This is a genomic window from Salipaludibacillus sp. CUR1 (assembly GCF_021028955.1).
Taxonomy (GTDB): domain Bacteria; phylum Bacillota; class Bacilli; order Bacillales; family Salisediminibacteriaceae; genus Salipaludibacillus.
Window position 1 is genome coordinate 156,507 of the sequence record NZ_JAIWPE010000069.1, and the last position, 24,570, is coordinate 181,076.

General features: G+C 41.9%; 24 protein-coding genes. 21 read left to right on the forward strand and 3 right to left on the reverse strand.

The window, feature by feature from the left end; genetic code table 11:
• Positions 1–64: 64 nt before the first annotated feature.
• Complete coding sequence (locus K8O68_RS15010; RefSeq protein ID WP_230897668.1) at positions 65–811, reverse strand: cytochrome c biogenesis CcdA family protein; 747 nt, start codon at positions 809–811, stop codon at positions 65–67.
• A 197-nt stretch (positions 812–1,008) separates the two neighbouring features.
• On the opposite strand from K8O68_RS15010, the gene K8O68_RS15015 reads away from it, so the two are divergent.
• The 4 genes from K8O68_RS15015 to hemY all read left to right on the forward strand — a co-directional run bounded on the left by K8O68_RS15015 (position 1,009) and on the right by hemY (position 6,789).
• Complete coding sequence (locus K8O68_RS15015; RefSeq protein WP_230897669.1) at positions 1,009–3,177, forward strand: transglycosylase domain-containing protein; 2,169 nt, start codon at positions 1,009–1,011, stop codon at positions 3,175–3,177.
• A gap of 192 nt (positions 3,178–3,369) precedes the next feature.
• Positions 3,370–4,422 carry a uroporphyrinogen decarboxylase gene (gene hemE / locus K8O68_RS15020; protein WP_230897670.1) on the forward strand — a complete coding sequence of 351 codons (1,053 nt, stop codon included), beginning with the start codon at positions 3,370–3,372 and terminating at the stop codon, positions 4,420–4,422.
• A gap of 12 nt (positions 4,423–4,434) precedes the next feature.
• Positions 4,435–5,367 carry a ferrochelatase gene (gene hemH / locus K8O68_RS15025; protein ID WP_230897671.1) on the forward strand — a complete coding sequence of 311 codons (933 nt, stop codon included), beginning with the start codon at positions 4,435–4,437 and terminating at the stop codon, positions 5,365–5,367.
• Positions 5,368–5,370: 3 nt separating this feature from the next.
• Entirely contained in the window at positions 5,371–6,789 is a 1,419-nt protein-coding gene (hemY, locus tag K8O68_RS15030; RefSeq protein WP_230897672.1) for a protoporphyrinogen oxidase, read from the forward strand.
• 285 nt (positions 6,790–7,074) lie between these two features.
• Here the strand turns inward: hemY and K8O68_RS15035 are convergent, their stop codons facing one another.
• Positions 7,075–8,034: an agmatinase family protein gene (locus tag K8O68_RS15035; protein ID WP_230897673.1), complete on the reverse strand. Its 960-nt coding sequence runs from the start codon at positions 8,032–8,034 to the stop codon at positions 7,075–7,077.
• Positions 8,035–8,545: 511 nt separating this feature from the next.
• Here K8O68_RS15035 and K8O68_RS15040 point away from each other — a divergent pair.
• From K8O68_RS15040 to yajC, 15 genes are all read left to right on the forward strand, one after another.
• Positions 8,546–9,685, forward strand: a complete 1,140-nt coding sequence (locus K8O68_RS15040; protein WP_230897674.1) for an ATP-binding protein — start codon at positions 8,546–8,548, stop codon at positions 9,683–9,685.
• Between the two features lie 157 nt (positions 9,686–9,842).
• Positions 9,843–10,421, forward strand: a complete 579-nt coding sequence (locus tag K8O68_RS15045; RefSeq protein WP_230897675.1) for a Spo0B C-terminal domain-containing protein — start codon at positions 9,843–9,845, stop codon at positions 10,419–10,421.
• A gap of 29 nt (positions 10,422–10,450) precedes the next feature.
• The gene (gene obgE / locus K8O68_RS15050) at positions 10,451–11,734 is read left to right on the forward strand and encodes a GTPase ObgE (protein ID WP_230897676.1); all 1,284 of its coding nucleotides are present in this window, start codon (positions 10,451–10,453) and stop codon (positions 11,732–11,734) included.
• Between the two features lie 172 nt (positions 11,735–11,906).
• Positions 11,907–12,356 (forward strand): ACT domain-containing protein, encoded by a 450-nt coding sequence (locus tag K8O68_RS15055; RefSeq protein WP_255717255.1) that lies wholly within the window; start codon positions 11,907–11,909, stop codon positions 12,354–12,356.
• Positions 12,357–12,390: 34 nt separating this feature from the next.
• The gene (pheA, locus tag K8O68_RS15060; RefSeq protein WP_230897677.1) at positions 12,391–13,293 is read left to right on the forward strand and encodes a prephenate dehydratase; all 903 of its coding nucleotides are present in this window, start codon (positions 12,391–12,393) and stop codon (positions 13,291–13,293) included.
• A gap of 194 nt (positions 13,294–13,487) precedes the next feature.
• Positions 13,488–14,627 (forward strand): SafA/ExsA family spore coat assembly protein, encoded by a 1,140-nt coding sequence (safA, locus tag K8O68_RS15065; RefSeq protein ID WP_230897709.1) that lies wholly within the window; start codon positions 13,488–13,490, stop codon positions 14,625–14,627.
• Positions 14,628–14,694: 67 nt separating this feature from the next.
• Positions 14,695–15,669 (forward strand): YhcN/YlaJ family sporulation lipoprotein, encoded by a 975-nt coding sequence (locus K8O68_RS15070; protein WP_230897678.1) that lies wholly within the window; start codon positions 14,695–14,697, stop codon positions 15,667–15,669.
• Positions 15,670–15,815: 146 nt separating this feature from the next.
• A complete protein-coding gene (locus tag K8O68_RS15075; protein WP_230897679.1) occupies positions 15,816–16,547 on the forward strand; it encodes a YebC/PmpR family DNA-binding transcriptional regulator in 732 nt (243 codons plus the stop codon).
• A gap of 97 nt (positions 16,548–16,644) precedes the next feature.
• Positions 16,645–17,211 carry a BofC C-terminal domain-containing protein gene (locus tag K8O68_RS15080; protein WP_230897680.1) on the forward strand — a complete coding sequence of 189 codons (567 nt, stop codon included), beginning with the start codon at positions 16,645–16,647 and terminating at the stop codon, positions 17,209–17,211.
• 137 nt (positions 17,212–17,348) lie between these two features.
• Positions 17,349–17,960, forward strand: a complete 612-nt coding sequence (gene ruvA, locus K8O68_RS15085) for a Holliday junction branch migration protein RuvA (protein ID WP_230897681.1) — start codon at positions 17,349–17,351, stop codon at positions 17,958–17,960.
• Positions 17,961–17,992: 32 nt separating this feature from the next.
• Positions 17,993–18,994, forward strand: a complete 1,002-nt coding sequence (gene ruvB / locus K8O68_RS15090) for a Holliday junction branch migration DNA helicase RuvB (RefSeq protein ID WP_230897682.1) — start codon at positions 17,993–17,995, stop codon at positions 18,992–18,994.
• Complete coding sequence (locus K8O68_RS15095; RefSeq protein ID WP_230897683.1) at positions 18,991–19,209, forward strand: DUF2905 domain-containing protein; 219 nt, start codon at positions 18,991–18,993, stop codon at positions 19,207–19,209. The genes ruvB and K8O68_RS15095 overlap by 4 nt, the downstream gene beginning before the upstream one ends.
• 18 nt (positions 19,210–19,227) lie before the next feature.
• Complete coding sequence (gene queA / locus K8O68_RS15100) at positions 19,228–20,256, forward strand: tRNA preQ1(34) S-adenosylmethionine ribosyltransferase-isomerase QueA (RefSeq protein ID WP_230897684.1); 1,029 nt, start codon at positions 19,228–19,230, stop codon at positions 20,254–20,256.
• Positions 20,257–20,288: 32 nt separating this feature from the next.
• A complete protein-coding gene (gene tgt / locus K8O68_RS15105) occupies positions 20,289–21,428 on the forward strand; it encodes a tRNA guanosine(34) transglycosylase Tgt (RefSeq protein WP_230897685.1) in 1,140 nt (379 codons plus the stop codon).
• 186 nt (positions 21,429–21,614) lie between these two features.
• Positions 21,615–21,878 (forward strand): preprotein translocase subunit YajC, encoded by a 264-nt coding sequence (gene yajC / locus K8O68_RS15110; protein ID WP_093048068.1) that lies wholly within the window; start codon positions 21,615–21,617, stop codon positions 21,876–21,878.
• A 65-nt stretch (positions 21,879–21,943) separates the two neighbouring features.
• Here yajC and K8O68_RS15115 read toward each other — a convergent pair whose 3' ends face one another.
• Positions 21,944–22,333, reverse strand: a complete 390-nt coding sequence (locus tag K8O68_RS15115; protein ID WP_230897686.1) for a TIGR04086 family membrane protein — start codon at positions 22,331–22,333, stop codon at positions 21,944–21,946.
• A 166-nt stretch (positions 22,334–22,499) separates the two neighbouring features.
• On the opposite strand from K8O68_RS15115, the gene K8O68_RS15120 reads away from it, so the two are divergent.
• Entirely contained in the window at positions 22,500–23,789 is a 1,290-nt protein-coding gene (locus K8O68_RS15120; protein WP_230897687.1) for an ArsB/NhaD family transporter, read from the forward strand.
• 87 nt (positions 23,790–23,876) lie between these two features.
• Positions 23,877–24,536, forward strand: a complete 660-nt coding sequence (locus K8O68_RS15125; RefSeq protein ID WP_230897688.1) for a DUF421 domain-containing protein — start codon at positions 23,877–23,879, stop codon at positions 24,534–24,536.
• The last annotated feature ends 34 nt before the right edge of the window (positions 24,537–24,570 follow it).

A 24,570-nucleotide genomic window follows, 5' to 3' on the forward strand; every position in this document is an offset into this window, starting at 1 on the left:
GGGCTATCTCCTTTATTTAAAAACTCTCATTCCTTTTTAAAAGGAAATGAGAGTCTGAAAAAAGCTAAATATTAAAGGGGATATACTGGGACAGGTAGGCAGCCATTCTGGCGAATATGCCGGTAAACAGCATTACGCCTAAAATAATCATAATCGCCCCGCTTGTTTTCTGGATAACAGGCAGATACCGGTTCAGATTACGGATTTTATTAATTGATTTTGAGTAGATCATGGCTACAATTAAAAACGGAATACCGATCCCGATAGAATAGAAAAATAAAAGCAGCATAGCTCCATACGTATCTGTACTTTGAGCAGCTAAGGTAAGAATAGAACCTAATACAAGACCGATACAAGGCGACCAGCCGGCAGCGAACACTAAACCAAATAAAACAGACCGGCCGAAGCTTGTGGATTTAGTAGGTTTCATAAGCTTTTTTTCGCTCATCAGGAAATTAAGGTTAAATACGCCCATCAGCTGAAGCCCGAATAAGACAATAATGATTCCCCCGAGTTGTTCAAGCAGGCCCTGGTTCTGAAAGAAAAGGGTACCAATAAATGAAGAAGAGGCACCGAGAATTAAAAATATGGAAGTGAAGCCGATTATAAAGCCTATACTTCTCGTGAAAATCAGTTTCCGGTCAGCTGCAATTTCATTATCTGCAATTCCGCTCCCTGTCAGCTGAGCAATATAGGCAGGAACGAGCGGGAACACACAAGGAGACAAAAAAGAAATTATTCCTGCAAGTAAAGCAATCCATAAGGACAAAAATGTCACTTCATTTATAACAAAAATACTCATTAAATCCATCTCTATAACCCCCAGCCAATTAAAAACAGTTACCACTAATACTATACACGAAAATTTAGTAAGTTAGAATGAATTTCACTTATTGTTCACACTTGTTGAAACCACTGGAAACCTTATCCCGTAAACTGGAGGTGTGAATATTCGTCAATTTTTTCGACGTGGCGTATAATGGTTAGAGAATGGGGGGTGAAACCATCATGTGGAAACGAAAAATGATGCTGGGCATTGTATTTATTCTATCATTCTTTATTATCGGATTCTCTGTTTACGCAGGGATCATTATATTTGGAAACTATGCCATTGATGAAAAAGAGCTGGTTTTTAATGAATCAACGACGGTTGTTAACCAGGAAGGGTATGAAATTACTAAATTATTTCTGGAAAACAGGGAAGTGGTGGACTTAGAGGAAGTTCCGCAGCATGTTCAGGATGCGTTTATTGCTGTGGAAGACCACCGTTTTTTTCAGCATACAGGCATAGACTTCAGAGCGATCGGGCGTGCTCTATACAGGGATATTATCTCCCGGTCTAAAGCTGAAGGAGGAAGCACCATTACCCAGCAATTAGCCAAGAACGCTTTTCTTACCCACGAAAAGTCATGGATGAGAAAAACTAAGGAAGTTTTGATTGCTGTGAATCTCGAAAGAAGGTACACAAAAGAGGAAATACTTGAAATGTATTTAAACCGTATTTATTTCGGCCACGGGGCCCACGGGGTCGAAGCGGCGTCTAAACTGTATTTTGATAAGCCTGTCAAAGAACTTTCTATAGAAGAAGGCGCTTTGCTTGCCGCTTTGCCAAAAGCTCCTAACCATTATTCTCCATTCCTGGACCCGGATAGAAGTAAGCAAAGAAGAGATCTCGTACTGGATGTGATGGAGCGCCGCGATTTTATTACAGCTGAGGAAGCAGTAAGCCTGCAGGGACGCACACTGCCTTCCGACCAGACGAAGATTACACAAAACCCCGCGTATTTAACTTATATTGATATGGTTTTACTGGAAGCTGAAGAAAAATACGGTATTAGTGAAAATGAGCTGCTGAAAGGCGGTTATAAAATAGTCGTAGCGATGGATGCGGATGCCCAGCAAACGACATATGATAACTTCCAAAAAGATGATTTATTTCCGGCTTCTAAAGACGGACAGGATGTTCAGGGAAGTGTCGTGCTTCTTGATAATAAAACTGGAGGCGTAGCTGCAGTTCAGGGCGGACGTGATTATGTGAGGAAAGGCTTTAACCGTGCTTTGGCAGAACGTTCGCCGGGTTCTGCTTTTAAACCTGTTGCAGTGTTTGCTCCTGCCATGGAAGAAAATCTGTTTAATCCGTTCTCATTATTAAAAGATGAAGAAATGGATTTTGAGGGGTACAGTCCGAGGAATATTAACCGGAGCTACGCAGGCGAAGTGACGATGTTTGACGCAGTTAAAAACTCCGTAAATCTGCCAGCTGTCTGGGCACTTGAGCAGCTTGGGGTGGAGACTTCTAAAGCGTACATGGAAAAACAGAATATTCTTCTTGAAGATGAAGGGCTTAGTATCGCATTAGGAGGCCTGGAGAATGGAGTCACTCCTGTTCAGCTGGCTGCTTCTTACCGTACATTTGCTAATGAAGGGAAATACTCCGATCCATATTTTATAGAAAAGATTTACAGCCGAAACGGTGACTTAATTGCCGAGAATGAAACTGAGGAAACGGAGGTTATTTCACCCCAGACGGCCTGGTATATGACCAGAATGCTCGAATCTGTCGTTGAAGAGGGGACTGGAAGTGCCGGCGATTATCAAGGGGCCTTAGCAGGTAAAACAGGAACGACTTCTTTTGAATCAGTGGAAGGAGCTGCGAGGGATTTGTGGTTCGCAGGATATTCCCCTGACCTGACAGGAGCGGTCTGGATGGGATACGACCGGACAGATGCCGATCACTATTTGACTGAATCGAGTGCTGTGTCAGTCAAAGCGTTTAAAACGATTTTAGGAGAAATTAATGACAAAAGAAGTGACACTGCTGTGGCGTTTCAGAAACCTTCCGGTGTAGAAGATTTGGCCGAGCCCATCCGGCTGGTTGACATTACTGACTTATCGGCAGATTTTTCTGTCGGTTTCAGAGGAGCACAAGTTGACCTGGAATGGTCGGGGAGCGGGGATAATCGGGTGCATTACCGGGTTTATAAAAGAACAGGCGACGGGAAAACGTTAATAGATGAAGTAGTAGGGGAAACGGAGTATACTGTTCAAGGGGCTAGCTTGTTTTCGTCCTCACAGTATGTGGTAGTTCCTTACAATCCCCAAATTGACAGAGAAGGGTCCGAATCGAACGTTGCTGAAGCACGTTTTCGTCTGTTTTCCCAGGATAACGCTTCCTGAAGCTCGATTTCAGAAATAATGACAGACAGGGGCATTTGGAAGGATATAGTAAGAAATGTGATAAATGTGTGAACAAAAGAGCATCTGCACTATACCCGGATGCGGGATGTAGTGTAAAATTTACCTTAGTGTTCTTTTTTATTGGGACACTTTTAATAGACAGAAGTTATCCTATGATTTGAGGTGTAACCATTGACCGTTCAGTTTAATGATCAGTTTTTGAAAGCTTGTAAAAGAGAACAGATTGACCACGTTCCTGTCTGGTATATGAGGCAGGCAGGAAGATCACAGCCAGAATACAGAGAATTAAAGAAAAAATACAGTCTTGAAGAGATTACACACCGGCCTGAAACCTGTGCATGGGTAACTAAACTGCCGGTTGATCAATATAACAATGATGCAGCCATACTTTATAAAGATATTATGACACCTTTACCTGCCATGGGAGTGGACGTAGAGATTAAAAAAGGAATCGGACCGGTTATTGGAAACCCGGTCAGGAATCTTGATGACGTTAAGCGTCTCACTAGTATTCAGCCTGAACAGGACGTGGATTTTGTTCTGGAAACAATTAAAATCCTCCGTACACAGTTAAACGTTCCTTTAATCAGTTTCAGCGGTGCTCCTTTCACACTTGCGAGCTATATGATTGAAGGCGGCCCTTCAAAAAATTATAATAAGACGAAAGCTATGATGTATTCTCAGCCTGAAGCATGGAATTTGCTGATGGAAAAACTTGGCGATATGGTCGTAACTTATGTCAAATCTCAAATAAAAGCAGGCGCCCAGGCCATTCAAATTTTTGATTCCTGGGTTGGGGCTTTAAACCGGGAGGATTACCGGACATATATCAAACCGGTTATGGAGAAAATATTCTCCCAGTTAAGAGGAGAAGGGGTACCTCTTATTATGTTCGGCGTAGGGGCCAGACATCTCACAATGGACTGGCATGACCTTCCACTCGATGTCGTTGGACTGGACTGGAGATATCCTATTCAGGAAGCGCGGGCAGACGGGATTACTAAAGCGGTTCAAGGGAACCTTGATCCTTGTGTGCTGATGGCTCCCTGGTCTGTTATTGAAGAAAAGGCAAAACATATTATTGATCAGGGAATCAAGCAGCCTGGTTTTATATTTAATTTAGGTCATGGTGTTTTCCCGGAGATCGATCCGGCTGTATTAAAACGGCTTACTTCATTCGTCCATGAGTATTCAGCTGAGAAATTAGCTCAAATTAACCGGTAAAGGGTGAATGTTATGCAGAAAACAATTGGTTTATTAGTTATGGCTTACGGAACACCAAGAAGCATGGATGAGATCGAACCATATTATACCCATATCAGAAGAGGAAGAAAGCCTTCACAGGAGCAGCTTGATGATTTGACTGAACGTTACGAGGCAATTGGAGGGATTTCTCCGTTAGCTAAAATTACGACAGCTCAGACAGAAAAGCTGGAACAGGAATTAAACCGGCGTTCTTCTGATGTTCAGTTCAAAGCTTATCAAGGCCTGAAACATATTGATCCTTTCGTTGAAGATGCTGTGCACAGTATGAAAGAAGACGGAATAAGCGAAGCGGTCAGTATTGTTCTTGCGCCTCATTATTCTTCCTACAGTGTAAAATCATATAATGGCCGAGCGAAAGAAGAGGCTGAATCTATAAACGGTCCATCAATTAAAAGTGTAGAAAGCTGGTATAATGAGCCGGAGTTTATTGATTACTGGGCCAAAGAAATCAGGAAAACACGTGAAACCATGTCTGAGGAAGAAAAAAACCATCACGTCGTTATTTTTTCCGCGCACAGCCTTCCTGAGAAAATTTTGAAAAATGGCGACCCATATCCTGATCAGCTAAAAGAAACCGCTGAATTAATCGCTGAAAAAGCAGGGGTGGATAATTATGAAATAGGCTGGCAGAGTGAAGGAAATACGCCGGATCCCTGGATCGGTCCTGATGTGCAGGATCTCACAAGAGATTTATATGAGAAGCACGAATATAAAGCGTTTATGTACTGTCCGGTAGGCTTTGTAGCTGACCATCTTGAAGTGTTATACGATAACGATTATGAATGTAAAGTGGTAACAGATGAAGTTGGCGCAGGCTACTACCGTCCTGAAATGCCAAATGCAAAAGACGAATTCATCGATGCCCTTGCTACAGTGGTTGAAAAAACTTTAAAGGATGTATAACCTATGCCTAAACAAAGAATTGCTGTGATTGGCGGCGGTATGACAGGTCTTTCTGCCGCTTTTTACTTACAAAAGAGAATTAAAGAGGATAACCTTGATGCGGAATTTGTCCTGTATGAAGCTAAAGACAAGCTGGGCGGCCGAATCGAAACGGATTACACTGATGGATTTATTATTGAGCAGGGACCGGATTCTTTTTTAGCCAGAAAGACAAGCATGACTAAGCTTGCCCGGGAATTAGGAATGGAAGACGACTTAATTGATAATAAATCAGGTTCTTTTATTCTTCATAATAATAAACTCTACCCTATGCCTGAAGGGGCCGTAATGGGTATTCCAACCCAATGGATGCCATTTATTAAGACAGGCCTTTTTTCGCCGGCAGGAAAAGCCCGTGCGGCTATGGACCTTGTAATTCCGCGGACAGCGGAAGGAGATGATGATCAGTCTCTGGGAAGATTTTTCCGGAAAAGACTGGGAAACGAAGTGGTTGATCATTTAATTGAACCTCTCTTATCAGGGATTTATGCAGGAGACATCGACCGTCTAAGCCTTAAGGCGACTTTCCCGCAATTCAGGCAAATTGAAGCAAAGTACCGCAGTCTCATCGTAGGAATGAAAACTTCGATGGCCAAGCGTCAAAGTGCTTCTCCTTCTTCTAATGAACCTGTGAAAAAGCCGTCCGGGATGTTTTTAACCTTCAAAAGCGGTCTGCAGTCGCTCGTTGACCGAATGGAAGAACATTTGGACAACGAAAACGTTCAAAAAGGAAAAGCGTTAACAGAAATTAAAAATGAAGATGAGCGTTGCCGTCTTATTTTTAGTGACGGGACAGAAGATACAGTGGACGAAGTTATACTGACTACGCCTCATCAGCACGCTTATGAGCTGTTTAACGGACACGGGTTTATGAAGCCTTTAGGAGACATGCCTTCGACATCAGTAGCAACTATTGCACTTGCCTATCCTAAAAAAGCTGTTAAGAAAGATATTGACGGTACAGGGTTTGTAGTATCCAAAAAATCTGACTATACCATTACCGCCTGTACGTGGACGCATAAGAAATGGGAACATGCTGCTCCGGAAGATTATGCTTTACTACGGGCATACGTAGGTAAAGCTGGCGATGATGCAATCGTAGATCAGCCGGATGAATCGATCCTGGCTAAAGTGAAAGAAGATATCAATCATATTATGGACATTGAAGGGGAACCCCACTTTTACCGTATTAAGCGCTGGAAAGAATCAATGCCGCAATATGAGGTCGGGCATGTGGAGAAACTTCACTATGTGAAGACCAAACTGGCTGAGCATTATCCGCAAGTTACTTTAACAGGTGCCAGTTATCACGGTATCGGTCTTCCTGATTGCGTCGATCAGGGTAAAAAAGCAGTTGAGGATATATTAGCTGGTGGAAATTAAAGTGAAATCAGAAACAAAAAAATAGTCATTAAAGAAATCCGAAGAAATATTTGAGAGTTGAACTGCTCCGTATCTACTTGACATGAGGGCAGTTCACTTACGATATATCTTCGGATTTTTGGGTTATTTTTGGGGGTTAGTCCAGTCTTAGCCTCTGTTTGTCATGGGACAAAAAAAGACCGTACGTTTAATACGTACGGCTTCCACAGGGAGAGGAAAATATGAGAAAGTGGGGGGAGTTATATAATATTAAATACCCGCGTATTTTATGATTAAACCTTATTTTTAAACTTTTTTATTTTTAATATTTGTAACATGACCTGCCAATGCGTACAGGGCGACGAATGAAGCGAAGTGAGAACTGAAGTCATTGCCGTCCTGCTGGGGATAGACTTCAACAAAATCCATTCCAATGACACCAAGGGAGCAAATTTCATGCACAATGTTTAACAGCTCATAAGAGTTTAGTCCATTGCCGTCTACCGGGCCTCCCGGGTTAAAGGCATGGTCCAGCACATCGCTGCAGATGCTGAGATAAACTGCGTCCGTGTTTTTAGAAGCAATCTCGTATGATCTTTTAGCGATCTCCCTGACATGGTCAGCCTGCCGGATATCTTCAATTGTTAAGGTGGTTGTTCCGGCTTTTTGCGCTAAACGGCCATTTTCAGGCTTGTTTCTTGGTCCGTGGATTCCCAGGTGAACGAGAGACTCATTTACTACTCCATCGGTTTCGTAAAGACGCGCGAATGGGGTTCCTCTTCCATATGGGTCGCCATTTGAATCATTATTATTATCATAATGGGCATCTAAATGAATAATGCCGACTTTTTTACCGGTCGCTTCGATGTACCCTTCCATAATAGGATAAGTAATTCCGTGATCGCCTCCAAAAGCAATAGGAAAGGTGCCTTTTTCCCATATGTTTTTAGAGAATTCCCGGATTTTTTTCATTGTATCTTCCGGTTCAGCAGGGGTAACGGCAACATCCCCTTTATCACCAAGCTTCAAATGTTCAAAGACATCTATGTGGTCCAATTCCGGTAAATAGCCGCTGTACCTTGCTGAACTTAGCCTGATGACCTTAGGGCCCAGTTCGCAGCCTGTATAGTCTCCCCAGGTTACCGCTCCTTCCCATGGAACGCCATATACAGTCACATCCATATCCTTTTCTTTGTCGGGATGACGGACTAAATTTTCAGCGCCTAAAAAACAGGGTGTATTACCATAAATAAAAGGTGTAGACATTATCAGATCCTCCTCTGTAAAAGTGCTCTCTCTGTTAATTTTCCTTTTTTCAAACCTGCTAAACCAATTATTAAAAATACGCTTTGCAGGGGATGAGCTTGGAGCTTTTTTTCCATAGCCGTATAAAAGCCCAGGGCTCCTCTCCGGCTTTAATTAAGTAATAAGGTTCACTCAGCACGCCCCCCGGCAAGTGAGAGAGCCATAAACCGGAAATAACTTAGAAACTTAACCTGACCAATTCATAAAAACCCTGTTTTTGTAGTCATTTTTTCACAAAAAATCAAAGGCAAACTCAACAAGAGGAAGCTGTATAAATCATTTGACCTAATAATATGATGTTTTTGTCGAGCTTTGCCTAGTTTAAAAAAGATACTGCAAAGATAGACATATTTGATATTGAAATTAGTCGAAAAAAGAGTGCAGGGCAAGAAAAATGTCTAAAAGTCATTGTGCGATAAACTGCCGTAGTAAATTATACTAATTAAGAAACAGAACGGGAGGGGACTGTACTATGGACAAGCTTGCAATTAGACACATGGTAGAACTGTTAAGAGATAAAAAAGAACACATTTTAAAGGATACGGTGTATCCTTTTAAAGATATTTTACGCAGTAAAGAAGATCTCGAAGCGTTAAAATTAAGAATATCATTTTTGTTTGATCTCTTTTTACTGAAAATTTCGTCAGATACCTGTTTGAATACCGCTGATTTTGGTGCAAGGGTCCAGGAATTTATGTCCCGGTATGATATGGAAGTGGAAGACTTTCTTGCAAGGTTTGATGAGATAAGGGTGGTCATGGAAAGTCATATATCCTCAATGCCAGTAGATGAAACAAACAAAACATTAACCATTGCAAAACTTTACCGGTTTTTTCTGGACCTTCAAAAAGAGGCTTATTTAGAAACAGCTAAACAAAAAAATAAAGAATTGCTACATAAAGATGATCAGCTTTCCCAATTGAAAAACGACCGGATGGAGATACTTTCCAAGCTGTCGTCGAGTTTTGCTCACGAAATCCGCAATCCGTTAACGTCCATTAAAGGTTTTATAAAATTGATTGAACAGCGCATGGAGACACCGGTGGAGGAAAAAAACTACTTTAGTTATATTTATAATGAAATGGAAGAACTCGAGCAGCAGGTAAATCAGATTTTATTTTTGTCTCATGAAAAAAATCATCAGGATATATATTTTACTTCTGTCAGTTTAAACCAATTGTTATATGACGCCGTAGACTATTTTCAGCCCCTGTTTTATCAGAATAAAATAAATGTGGAACTGAACTTATGTGAAAACGTCACCACGTTAGGTATAGAAGAACAAATTAAACTTGTACTTTATAAATTAATGCAGAACGCCCATGATGCCCTGATAATGAAAGAAAAAAACAGGTGTTTGAAAATATGGCTTACTGAAAAAGATGCTGATGCCCTCATTACTTTTTCAAATAATGGTCCTCCAGTCCCGGCGCTAATCAGACAATCGATGTTTGAACCTTTTGTAGGCACTAAAGAGCTGGGAAAAGGATTAGGACTGGCGGTTTCAAAGCAGTTAATGAAAAAGCACGAGGGAGATATTAATTATACTTCAAAGGAAGGTTGGACCGTTTTTAAACTCCGTTTCCCTGTGGAGAAAGAAGTCACGCAGTAAGTAGTAATTAATTAGTTTTCCTGTCGAAAATATGGTATGATAAACGTTATGGTTTATTCTAAATAAATGGCGAATCACACTAATTTTTTTCCAGAAGACTACCACAGGGCGGCTGTAAAAGACAGAGAGCAGCCAAGTATGATTTAGGAGTGTTCATATGCAGAAAGAATGGGATGTTATCAGCATTTTACGCCATTATCGTCACGATTTGTTAAACCATATTCAGTTAATTAATGGTTATTTAGCAATGGGGAAAGTTGAAAAAGTCCAAAGTTTAATTGACGAATTAGTACGACAATCTAAGAATGAAAGCCAGTTATCAAATTTAAATATGAATCAGTTTGCAAAAGAAGTGCTGACCTTTAACTGGGAAGCGCATTCTTTTCATTTAAAATTTGAGGTGCTTTCTAAAGCGGATGATTGGTCTTACTGGGAAGAAATGATCGTATCTTTTTTTCGGGAATTGATGAGTCTGTTTGATGAATACACTAAATTCGGCGAAGACCAGAATGTCTTCTTAATGATAAATGATATTGAAGAAAAAGTATTGGAAATAGATTTTCAGGGCAGTCTTTGTGTAGATAACGACTTGCACAGGAAATTAACCCGTTTAGAAGAAGCTTATGGACAGCAAATTGATGAAATTGAGTGGAATGAGTCCGAATGTTATGTAAGGTTCTGTGTAGAAAGAGTTAATCAGAGAAAGTACGCGGAAGGCGGCTATACACAGCCTTAACAGCAGCATTGGATGAAGAGGTGAATAGTATGTTTGTTGATAAAGTAAAGATTTATGTAAAAGCTGGCGACGGTGGAAATGGAATTGTCGCTTACCGCAGAGAAAAATACGTTCCGGATGGCGGTCCGGCTGGCGGCGACGGAGGTAAAGGGGCTGACGTCGTATTTGAAGTGGATGAAGGTTTAAGAACCCTAATGGATTTCCGTTACCAACGTCATTTTAAGGCTGACCGCGGTGAAAACGGACGTCCGAAAAACCAGCATGGCAAAAGCAGGGATGCAATGACTGTCAGAGTCCCGCCGGGAACAACTGTAACAGACGAAGAGACTGGGGCGGTCTTGGCTGATTTAACAGAACACGGCCAGAGAGCCACTGTTGTAAGAGGAGGAAGAGGCGGTCGAGGTAATTCAAGATTTGCTTCTCCTTCAAATCCGGCGCCTGAAATTGCTGAAAACGGGGAACCAGGCCAGGAAAAAGAGCTGGTACTGGAACTGAAACTTCTTGCAGACGCAGGCCTTGTCGGTTTTCCAAGTGTTGGAAAGTCTACATTCCTGTCCGTAGTCTCAGCTGCTAAACCGAAAATTGCAGATTACCATTTCACTACATTGGCTCCAAATCTGGGAGTGGTTGAAACAGATGACAAGAGGAGTTTCGTTCTTGCAGATCTTCCGGGGCTTATCGAAGGGGCTCACTCCGGGGTAGGACTGGGACACCAGTTTTTGCGCCATATTGAGAGGACAAGAGTCATTGTGCATGTCATTGATATGAGCGGTATCGAAGGACGGGACCCTTATGAAGATTACCAGACAATTAATGAAGAATTAAAACAATATAATATGAGGCTGACAGAACGTCCGCAAATTATTGTGGCTAATAAAATGGATCTTCCTGAAGCGGAAGAGAACCTGGAAATTTTTAAGGAAATGGCTGGAGAAGATGTTGAAATCTATCCTGTCTCCGCAGTTACAAAACAAGGTCTTGCGGGAGTGTTGAGAAACATCGCTGATAAAGTAGAGTCTACACCTGAGTTTCCTTTGTATGAAGAGGAAGAAATAGATCAGCGTGTCGTTTATAAGTACACTAAAAAAGAAGATCCGTTCAAAATTATTAAAGATGATGATGGCGGGTTTACTATAGAAGGACATGAAATTGAAACATCATTTAAAATGACTGATTTCAACAGACATGATTCAGTTCAGCGCTTTTCCAGAAAGATGCGACGGATGGGGATCGATCAGGCACTGAGGGATTTAGGTGCTGAAGACGGCGATACGGTCCGCATCCTCAATTATGAATTTGAATTTATTGAATAGAAGATAGCCGTAACAGCCCTAAGTACTGTTATTATAGGTACGAGGGGACTGTCACGGCTTTTTATGTATTATTGCTGAATTGAATATTCAGAAATCGTTAGTGCCAGTGTTGTCAACTTCTTAATCTGACTTTATAATGGTGAAATAGGTTCCTTATCAGGTGGTGAACAATTTGAAAAAAAGAACAGACCAGTTTTATTTAGTAAGAGAAGATATGCTGCCGGATGCTATGCTGAAGACAGCAGAGGCCAAAAAAATTCTGGACAGCGGGAAACAGTATAAAATTAATGAAGTAGTAAAGCAGGTGGATTTAAGCCGCAGTGCTTTTTATAAGTATAAAGACGGGATATTTCCCTTTCATACAATGGTAAAAGAGAAAATTATTACTTTATCTGTGCATCTGGAAGATCAATCGGGAGCACTCTCCAAACTTTTGTCGACGGTTGCTCAAACGGGCGCGAATGTCTTAACAATAAATCAGACGATTCCTCTTCAGGGGAGAGCCACGATTACATTAACTATTGAAACAGCTGCTATGAATTCAGATGTCACGGTGTTATTAAAAAAACTTGGATCGCTAGAACCTGTAGTGAAAGTTGAACTTATAGGTTCCGGTGCTTAAATTATCTGCAAGTCAGTAAAAGGAGTGGAACGGTGTGGAAAGAACAGGTTATTTAGGTCCGCAAGGATCATTTACAGAAGCGGCAGCCAAGGCTCTTGTACCAAATGATGAACGGGTGCCTTTCCGTTCTATTCCAGATACAATGGATGCTGTGAAAGAAGGGACTGTCAGCCGCGCTGTTGTACCTATGGAAAACGCTATTGAAGGCTCGGTAAATATTACTCTCGATTATTTTATTCATCATCAGAGGATGAATATGGCAGCTGAAATATCTGCTCCGATTGAGCAGCATTTACTTGTTGCTCCATCACATCTAAAATCATGGGACAGGGTGAAAAAGGTTTATTCCCATCCTCATGCCATTGCCCAGTGCCATCAATTTTTACGAACATACTTGCCTGATGCGGAAATTTCTTACGTCAACTCAACTGCAGCTGCCGCAAAATATATTCAGGAAAATCAGCTGGAAAATGCAGCAGCTATTGCGAATGATATTGCGGCAGAAGCGTACGGGCTTAAGATAGCACAGAAAAAAATTAATGATTATGAAAATAACCGGACACGGTTTATGCTTTTTACCAATGAAGAAGCTCCATTCACAAACGGGTTTATTTCAGCTAAAACAGACTATAAAACGACTATGATGGTAGGATTATCGTCAGACTATTCAGGAGCTCTCCATCAGGTACTTGCGGCGTTTGCCTGGAGAAAAATTAATTTATCGAAAATAGAGTCCAGGCCTACTAAAACAGGCTTAGGGAATTACTTCTTCATTATCGACGCTGCAATGAAGCAGGATGACATTCTCATTCCTTCCGTTTGTGAGGAATTAAAAACTTTAGGGTGTGAAGTGCAAATTTTAGGAAGCTATCCATGCTTTACATGGGAAGAGTTAAGCAGGTTTCAAAAAGAAATGATAAAAAAAGAAGTTACTTAACCGTCATTTTTGATGACTGTGACGCCACGGCTTACAGCCTTGGTGTCACAGTTTTTTTATTTTCACTTCTATTACATCAGGATGGTACATATATTTTTGTGAAGTAAACTGTCATAGGCGTATTTATAGTGACGATTCGCCCAAGTGTGCATAGGATAAAGTGACATAGTATGGGAGGGATCTTTAAAGTGAAAATGCATATCGTCCAAAAAGGTGACACCTTATGGAAGTTATCGAAAAAGTACGGGGTCGACTTTGAAAAACTTAAACAGGCAAATACTCATTTAGCTAATCCGGATATGATTATGCCGGGAATGAAGATTAAAATACCTTCAGCCGGAAAGCCTATGAAAAAAGAGCAGGTAAAAGCGCCGGCAAAAGAAGCCCCTGTAAAAAAAGAAATGCCAAAAGAAAAGCCTGTTAAAGAGAAGCCTGTTAAAGAAAAACCTGTAAAAAAAGAAGAAAAAAAGCCTGAAGCAGTGGCTCCGGCGCCAATGCCGCCGCCCAAGCCAAAACCTAAGCCAAAGCCTCAGCCGTCTTATCACATGCAGCAGGCTAAAATGAATGTCAATGTATATAAGCAGCCTTCTTATCCAAAGATGCCAACTCCACCACCGGCACCAAAGCCGCCAAAAGAAAAGCCTGTTAAAGAAAAGCCTAAAGCAAAGCCGAAAGAGATAGTTATGCCAACTCCAGTGGAAAAAATGCCTGAAAAGAAAAAACCAGCACCGGCTCCTAAACCAGCGCCTATGCCTGCAATGAAGAAGCCGATGCCGCAGCCCGAAATGAAAAAGCCAATGCCCCAGCCGTATGCAAAGCCTATGCCTATGGCTCCAATGGAAGGGTGTTTATCTCCTGAACAATTGTGTGCTTATCACCCGCACGGAATGTGGGCTCAGGGAACTACGCATGGTATGTATCAGCAGCCTTACTATCCGCAGCATATGATGCAGATGGGTATGCAGCCAATGATGCCGATGATGCCTATGCACCAAATGCACCAGATGAATCAGATGCCTCATCCGCAGCATATGCAGCAGCCGTATTTCCAACACCCTTACCACCATCAGCAGCAATACGATCACCACACTCAGATGAGGCATGATACAGACAGTGAAGAAGGTCAGGATCAGGTCGAAACAGAAGAGAGGACTAACAGTGAATATGGCGATTTAACAAATGACGCCTATGGCCAGGGAACTCCGCCTGCTTATTCATATCAGCATACTCCTCCCCCTTACGACGCTTATTACGGAATGATGCCGTGGACGTATCCTCCTCTGCAGAGGACTTTTACAGAACAAAAGGCACATGAGGAGGATGAAGAGGCTTAATACCTTTATTTAACAGGATTATTTTATTCTTTTCCGATCACCCTAAATGGTGAAAGGAGGAGAATGAATGAAAAAGATGACTTTATGTTTATCACTTGCTACATTAATGTTCACAGGTATTACTGGTTGTGGAGACATGGACAATGCTAATAACGCTGAAGGCCAACGTTTTGGCGGTCAGAACCGTTATGAAACAGGTTTTGATGGCCACCGCATGGGTGGCACTGGCATGGATGGCACTGGCATGGGTGGTGCAAATTATGGCCAGCGCGGAATGATGGGCAGAGAAACAGAGCGTTACGGCATGAACACTCCAGGAGGCCAAGACCAAATGACCGGGTACCAGGGAGCTGCTAATCAGCGTGGCGGGATGTTTGGCAAAGGCCAAGGCCGAGGCCAGTTCGGCGGACAGCAAGGATTTGCTGACGGCCGTGGAGGTTTCTTTGGCAGAGGCCAAGGTGGAAGAGGCTTTACAGGAGGGTTTTCCAGAGGTATTACAGGTAATGACAGACCGGGTATGGTTGACAGCAATGGCTTAATAAACGGCCGTCTTCGCGGTTTAAACCGTACTGAAGGTTTTACTCAAACTGAAGGCTTCAACCAGCACCAGGCAGACGGCCAATTGAACAGAGGCACCAGAGGCCAAATGGATGGCATGGCCGGGCGCACTCAACAGCAAGACGGAAGAGGTTACTTTGACACTGATGAAGGAAGAGCCGCAAGAAAAATTGAGAATCGCGTAGAAGATATTGAAGGCGTTAGAGACGCTAACGTGATTGTCAGAGACAATGATGTTGTAATCGCAGTGGAAGCCAGAGGCAATAACGAACAAATCGAAGATGAAGTAAGATCTCTTGTAGCAAATATGGATGACGATAACCAAATCTTTGTCGTTACCGAGCGTTCAGGTGTGGAGCGAATTCAGGGCATGGAAGACAGGCTGAGAGATGGCCAGCCATTTGAAGAAGTCGGTGCTACTTTTAATGCGATGCTTGATGACCTTGGAGATGCTATTCAGCGTCCATTTGAACGAACCAGATAATTATAAACTGCAAAAGGTGAAGGGTATCCCGTTTACAAAATGGAGATACCCTTTTACTTTGCTTTGCCAGTTTTGACTTTCTTCGTGTTGTGCTATAGTAAAAACAGAAAAAAAGAGTTTAAGCTGGTGCAAGGGGGAATTGGAAGATGGCTGGACATTCGAAATGGAGTAATATTAAACACAGGAAAGGCCGGCAGGATGCCAAAAAAGGGAAAATATTTACTAAATTATCTAAAGAAATTTTTCAGGCAGTGAGACAAGGCGGGGATGACCCGGGAACCAACCACAATTTAAGATTAGCTATAGATAAAGCGAAACAAGCTAATATGCCAAACGATAATATTGAAAGAACGATAAACAAAGCGCTTGGCAATGTTGAAGGAGTTGTATATGAAGAGATTACATACGAAGGGTACGCGCCTCATGGAGTAGCGGTTTACGTGCAAGCTTTGACTGATAATAAAAACCGGACAGCTGCAGAAGTCAGGCTGGCTTTTAATAAAAATAATGGAAATCTCGGTGAAAGTGGCTGTGTCGGCTTCATGTTCAAAAGAAAAGGAGTACTTTTATTTGAGAAAAATGAAAGCCTCGACGGAGAATTATTTATGCTTGAAGCAATTGATGCCGGTGCAGAAGATGTGATATTTTCAGAAGAAGCGTTTGAAGTATACACCACCCCTGAGGAATTGCAGCAAGTAAGAAAAGCACTAATTGATTCTTTGGAAACGGATCCTTCGGTGTCGGAGGTTTCTATGATTCCTGATACTTACACTCCTGTTAGTGAGACTCAGGCAGAAGAAGTCCTTCAGCTTATTGAAGCTTTGGAAGATAACGATGACGTTCAAAATGTATACCACAATTTAGAAGTAAAAGACTGACTTACTATTTGTTATAAAGGAATAAATTCCCTGTCTGATGGTAAAGCTATGCATGAGTAGTGTAAAATTAATTTTTTTCAGACGGGGGGCGGCCGACATGCCAATGATTTTGATAATGAAAAAACGGAACCAGCCGAATAAATATAAAGAAAGTTTGCTGCTGATAGGCGCCATTTTAATTATTTCTGCTGTCTTTTTAAGTAATACTTTACCTGCTGCTGCGGCGCTGGCTGACACGCCGAAAGTTTCAGAAGGGCCGCATGAGGTGGAAGTCGTCTTGCAAAGGCATTACCTTGACGGGGAAATCAGTGAAGAAGAAATAGAAGAGACAATCTGGTCAATGGAAGACTTCTGGTCTTATTATAATGATTGGGATCTGGTTAATCTGAGTGAGCACCAAATTGTATTTAAAAAACATATTAATGATATCTCTCCATTATTGAAAATGCACGGATACTTTGGTGTGGACGAAGACGGCACACTGAGCATTTATAATGGGAAACCTCAGGAAAATGAGGTCATTCAATCATTCTTCCAGATTAATACCAAACAATTGAAAAGCCACATTCATGAGTCCCTTATGGAAGGAATACCTGTTTCAACGAGAGATGAGTATATGGAAGTCTTGAAAAATTGCAAAAAATATGCCATAAATGGTTTATAAAAAAGTTATTAAAAGCTGCCCGGTGCACGGCAGCTTTTTATTCGTTTTTCCTGGAGACTGATCCCCAACTTTGTTACGGATTTATGCTAAAATAGAAATATGTGTTCGTATTAGAATGAATAAGTGGGGGAAAAACGGTGATAGAATGTTTAAAAGGCAAAGTTATTAATATAGAACCGGAAACTGTCGTTATAGAAGTACAGGGAGTCGGTTATTTGATATATACTGGAAATCCATACAAGTATGAGGAATGGCTTGATGAAACAGTTATTATTTATACTTACCAGCACGTTAGAGAGGATGCTATACGGCTATACGGCTTCCGTCACCGCGAAGAACGGCGTCTGTTTGAAAAATTACTTCAAGTATCAGGTATAGGCCCTAAAGGGGCCCTTGCTATTGTTGCATCAGAGCAGCCGGGGCTGGTAGTGGAAGCTATTGAAAATGAAGATGAAAAGTTTTTAGTTAAATTTCCGGGGGTTGGAAAGAAAACTGCCCGGCAGATCATTTTAGATCTGAAAGGGAAAGTGGAAGAGTTTGTCCCTTCACTGACTCAATCTGTGCCGGGTGAAGCCAGGGCTTCTAAAACTTCTTCCTACTCCCAGGAGCTGGAGGAAGCAATAGAGGCTTTAAGAGCTTTAGGCTATATAGAGAAAGAAATAAAGAAAGTTATCCCGACGCTTCAGAAGGACTCTCTCAGTACTGACCAGTACATTAAACTGGCATTAAAAGAAATGCTTCAAAGATAAAATGAACGAGCTATAAATCGGAGGAAGATAGCATGGAAGAACGTATAGTCAGCGGAGAAGCACAAGGACAGGAAGATTGGGAAGAGCGAAGCCTCCGTCCCCAAACGTTGTCTCAATATATTGGGCAGAAAACAGTCAAAGAGAATTTGACGGTATTTATTGAAGCGGCCAAAATGCGTGAAGAATGTCTGGACCATGTGTTGCTTTATGGACCGCCAGGACTGGGGAAAACAACATTAGCTATGATTATTGCTAATGAAATGGGAGTAAATTTAAGGACTACTTCAGGACCTGCAATTGAACGTCCTGGAGACCTTGCAGCTGTACTTACTGCACTTGAACCGGGGGATGTTCTTTTTATTGATGAAATACACCGGTTAAACCGCTCCGTTGAAGAAGTGCTTTATCCTGCTATGGAAGATTACTTTCTCGACATAGTAATAGGAAAAGGACCGTCGGCACGCTCTGTCCGCCTGGACCTGCCTCCTTTTACTCTTGTTGGAGCAACAACGCGGGCGGGCATGCTTTCAGCGCCATTAAGAGACCGGTTTGGAGTAGTCAGCAGGCTGGAATATTATACTCCCTCCGAATTGGAAGAAATCGTGGAACGCACGGCGGAAGTTATGGACGTTAAAACAGATAAAAAAGCTGCTGAAGAAGTGTCCAGGCGGTCACGTGGCACCCCGAGGATTGCTAACCGTATTTTGCGGAGAGTGAGAGATTTTGCACAAGTACGGGGAGACGGCACAATTGATTATGCTATTACAAGTGAGGCTCTGGATCTGCTGCAGGTTGATAAGCTTGGACTTGACCATATAGACCATAAACTGCTCAGAAATATAATTGATAAATTTCGGGGCGGACCTGTAGGGCTGGATACGATTGCAGCGACTATTGGAGAGGAAGCCCACACAATTGAAGACGTGTACGAACCTTACTTGATGCAGATAGGTTTTTTGCAGCGCACGCCGCGCGGAAGAATGGTAACTCCTCTTGTTTATCAGCATTTTAATATGGAGGTGCCTGAACGGTGACTCAAATTCCTAAACTGTTAATCATAACAGGAGTGGTCTTAATCATTGCCGGCCTGGTCTGGCAGGCAGGAGGAAAATATTTCTCTTTGGGTAAGTTACCCGGCGATATTATTATACGCAGGGAAAATTCGACGTTTTATTTTCCGCTGATGACATCTATTATTATCAGTGTGGTGTTATCGTTAATATTATATTTATTCGGGCGATTTCGATAAAAGAAAGGAAATAAAGTAATGGATGTATCACAATTTGATTATGATTTACCGGAAGAACTGATAGCTCAAACCCCTTTAAAAGACCGTATAGGTTCAAAACTGTTAATAATGGACAAAATAGATGGAAATATTAACCACGGCCGGTTTCCGGATCTGCTTAATTATTTGGAGAAAAGCGATACACTCGTACTAAATAATACAAAAGTAATTCCTGCAAGGCTGTTTGGCGTAAAAAAAGAAACGGGTGCGAAGATCGAACTCCTTCTTTTAAAAGAAGAGGAAAATCATACGTGGGAAGCATTGGTCAAGCCGGCAAAAAGAGTCAGGGAAGGAACCGTGATCGATTTCGGTAACGGTTTATTAACCGGCGTATGCAAAGAGGAAATGAAGGAAGGACGCCGAAAGATTACTTTTCATTTTAAGGGCATCTTTCACGAAATACTGGATCAACTTGGAGAAATGCCGCTCCCTCCTTATATTCAGGAGCAACTTGATGAAAAGGATCGTTATCAGACCGTCTATGCTGAGCATCGCGGGTCTGCTGCTGCACCCACAGCCGGGCTGCATTTTACGACAGACCTTTTGGAAGACATTCAAAGAAAAGGCGTGAAAATTGCTTATGTAACTTTGCATGTCGGCCTTGGCACTTTCAGGCCAGTCTCCGTCGACACCGTAGAAGATCACACCATGCATGCGGAGTATTATGAGATTGGAGATGAAACGGCAGAGCTGCTTAACAAAACGAAAAAAACCGGCGGGCGCATTATTGCTGTAGGGACAACATCTGCGCGTACTTTGGAAACTATCGCACGGGATAATGAGGGAGACTTTAAACGTTCGAGCGGATGGACAGATATCTTTATATATCCTGGGTACCAGTTTAACGCCATAGACGGGCTTTTAACAAATTTCCATTTGCCGAAATCCACACTCGTTATGCTTGTGAGTGCGTTTGCAGGAAAAGACCACATTCTGGCAGCCTATAAAGAGGCCGTAGAAAGACGTTACCGATTCTTCAGTTTCGGTGATGCTATGCTGCTTATTTAATAAAGTAATGACAAGAAAGAAGGAATAAAATTATGCCAGCTATTACGTATGAACATATAAAAACATGCCGGCAGTCAGGGGCGCGTCTCGGAATCGTGCACACACCCCACGGATCGTTCGAAACACCGATCTTTATGCCTGTTGGTACGTTAGCAACAGTTAAAACAATGAGCCCTGAAGATTTAAAAAGTATGAACGCGCAGATTATCTTAAGCAATACTTATCACCTTTGGCTGCGGCCTGGGGAAGATATTGTAGAAGAAGCTGGCGGCCTTCATAAATTTATGAACTGGGATCGCCCTATTCTGACTGATTCAGGCGGGTTCCAGGTTTTCAGTTTAAGCGATTTGCGTAAAATTACAGAAGAAGGGGTACACTTCCGAAATCATTTAAGCGGCGAAAAGTTATTTTTAACGCCTGAAAGGTCAATGGAAATCCAAAACGCCCTGGGACCTGATATTATGATGGCTTTTGACGAGTGTCCGCCATACCCAGCTGAGCATGCTTATATGAAAGCTTCGGTGGAACGGACAAGCAGGTGGGCTGAACGCTGCCTTGAAGCCCATTCGCGTCCGGAGGATCAAGGGCTATTTGGAATTATCCAAGGCGGGGAATATGAAGACCTTCGCCGTCAGAGTGCAAAAGATCTTGTTTCCCTTGATTTCCCGGGATATGCTATAGGCGGTTTATCAGTAGGGGAACCTAAAGATGTCATGAACAAGGTACTGGAGCATACGGCACCGCTCTTACCCGATAATAAACCCCGTTATCTGATGGGGGTAGGCTCGGCTGATTCTCTTATTGACGGGGCAATTCGCGGGATAGATATGTTTGACTGTGTGCTGCCAACAAGAATTGCAAGAAATGGTACGATTATGACGAGTGAAGGACGTTTAGTTGTCCGGAATGCCTCGTATGCGAGAGATTTCAGTCCACTCGACAAAAACTGCAGCTGTCATGTGTGCCAAAACCATTCCAGGGCGTATATCAGGCATTTAATTAAATGCAATGAAACGCTGGGACTTCGGTTGTGTTCTTACCATAACTTATACTTTTTACTTGAATTAATGGAAAAGGTAAGACAAGCAATCCGCGATGACCGCCTGTTGGATTTCAGGGAAGAATTCTTTGAAGCATACGGCTTTAACAAACCAAACGCTAAAAACTTTTAATAAAACGTTTAACTTTCCCATCTTTTGATTGATTTTTAAAGGGAAGTTTGTCTACAATAGTACGGGAGAGTTATTTAATGCCATTCGAGGTAAACGAATGAATTATGGCACTTTTGCCGGTTTAAACCTTCATATGAGCGATATATGGCAAGAGTAAAGGTGTTAGTTTTGAAAGGGGTGAAATGAATGGACTTATTTGGTGCTTTAATCCCGCTTCTGCTTATGTTTGCGATTTTCTATTTCCTTTTGATTCGCCCGCAGCAAAAGCGTCAGAAAAAGGTGCAGGAAATGCATGCTTCTCTTCAAAAGGGAGATAAAATTATCACAATCGGCGGTCTTCACGGTACAATTGATGCTATTGACGATAACCGTGTGGTGGTGAATGTTGACGGTGCTCAAAAACTTACTTTTGACCGTCAGGCAATAAGGGAAGTAATTAACCCTGACTGATAGCGAAAATTATAAAAACGGCTTCCATTTTCATGTGGAAGCCGTTTTTTCTGTGGGCGGGATAGTCAGCTGTCCCTGTGCGAATTTCCGTGGATATTCACACCGATCATCCCTCCGAAAACCCCTGTTATCAAGTAGCCGCTGTGCATGAGCAACTGCTGTAAGTCAAAAGTTTCGTTAAAACTCAAGTACTGTGTCAGAAAAACGGTTAACGAATAAACCAAAGCTGTAAGCGCACCGGCAAACCAGCCCCGTTCACCTGTTCTCCCCCCTGAAATATATCCTCCAATAAATAATGCAACAAAAGAAAGGATAATTAAAATCCAAAGGAATGTTCCCTCCGCAATTTCTGTATAACGGAGAATGACTGAGCTTATGAAACTGGCTGCTATTACTATTATAAAGATAGTAAGAACGCCATAAAGCACACTGCTTATTAATCTGTGGGAAAGCATATTTACTCACCTCTGTCTTTTTTATAATTCTTATTCTGCCAGAGGGGGAAATAGACGGGCTTTTTTTAATAATTTTGGATTGATTTGTATGACTGCGTGTTTTTTAACATGATTGTCCACTCTTTTTCATAGAATGTATCGATGAAACAGGGAGGGACGTTGTTCTATGGAATGGATTCTGGCACTGATTATATTTATCGCAAGTTATACGCTCATTATAGCGGAGAAGTTTAACCGTGCACTTGTCGCGTGTCTCGGCGGGGTATTTATGCTGCTCGCGGGTGTTTTAAATCTGGAGAATGTCTTTTTGCAGCATATTGACTGGCACACTATTATTCTGCTTTTATCGATGATGATTCTTGTATCTATTACGAGTCAGAGCGGATTATTTGAGTTTTTGGCTATTTCCCTGGCCAGGATGGTTAAGGGAAAGCCTGTTGCTTTATTAGTAGTCATTTCCACACTTACCGCTGCCGGATCTGCACTGTTAAATAATGTTACAACTGTCCTTCTCATCGTACCTATTGTTATAACACTTACCAGTATGCTGAAGATCACTGCCATTCCCTATTTGCTCGCTACTATACTTGCTTCGAATATAGGAGGCACGGCTACGCTCATTGGGGACCCCCCTAATTTAATGATTGGCCAAGCCGTTGCCCATTTAAATTTTAATGATTTTCTCATTCACCTCGGACCTGTTGTTCTGGTGATTTACATTGTCGTCATGGCAGGAATATCTTATCTTTACAAAAACAAATTGACTGTAAGGGACCAGGACCGGAGAGAGTTGATGAATGTGAACCCGAGAATTTATTTGACACGGCGTTCCCTGTTATTTAAATCTGTCACTGTCCTTATATTGACTACAGCGGGGTTTATTGCCCAGCCTCTGCTTAATGTAGAGTTAACAAGTATTGCTATGGCTGGCGCTCTGTTACTTATGCTGTTGACGAATGATGACCAGAGGACGGAGGAAGTTTTCCAGGCGGTGGAATGGGTGACTATTTTCTTTTTTGCGGGATTGTTTATGCTGGTTGGGGGTTTAAAAGAAACAGGATTAATAGACGAAATAGCTAAATCGATTATTTACTATACGGAGGGGGATGTACCTTCTACGTCATTATTAATTTTATGGTCCTCAGGAATTTTATCCGGGTTTGTTGATAACATTCCTTTTGTCGCTGCGATGATTCCTGTCATTCTGGAATTCCAGGAATACGGAATGACAAACCTTGACCCTCTCTGGTGGGCCTTAGCTTTAGGAGCCTGTCTCGGAGGAAACGGCACACTTATCGGGGCAAGTTCAAATGTCATTGTCGCGGGCCTTGCCATGAAGGCAAAACAGCCGTTTACTTATGTGGACTTTTTAAAAGTCGGAGTGCCGACTGCTCTTGTCTCTTTTGTTATATCAAGCATTTATCTGTATTTCAGATATTTAACTGATTTTTTATAAACGAAGCAATGGAATTGCTCTCTTTAAGTATTCTTCTGGTTAAAATGGTAAACCTATACAGAGGATATGAGAATGAGGGAGAGAGAAATGGAGCTTTATACTATAGTCATTCGGACGCTCGTTATTTATTTTGTCATTTTGGTTGTTTTCAGACTCATGGGAAAAAGGGAAATTGGGCAATTATCAATCGTTGACTTCGTCATTTCTTTAATGATTGCTGAATTGGCAGTTATGACTATTGAAAATATCCGCGTTCCTGTCACACATCAGCTTGTCCCTATGTTTCTACTTATGATGATTCAGATTTCCCTTGCTTATATCTCATTAAAAAGCAGAGGGTTAAGAAAATTAATTGACGGTAAACCGTCGGTCATTATCCGGCAGGGAAAAATAGATGAAAAAGAAATGAGCAGACAAAGGTATAACTTTGATGATTTAATGCTTCAGCTCAGGCAGAAAGACGTACAGTACATGTCTGATGTGGAATTTGCTATTCTGGAACCTTCAGGGGAATTATCGGTCATACGGAAAGACCCTGATCAGCTTATTACCGGAAAGCCTTCCTTCCTCCCGCTGCCTTTAATTCTGGACGGGGAGATCCAGGCTGATCATCTTGAGGAAATAAAACAGGATGAGAAATGGCTCAGAAAAGAACTGAGGGAACTGGGGTACTATAACGTGAAAGAAATCTCTTTTTGTTCCTTAAATAAAGACCACTCCTTGTACGTAGATTTAAAAGATAAGTAATACCAAAAACTGGGGGGACAGTCCCCCCAGTTTT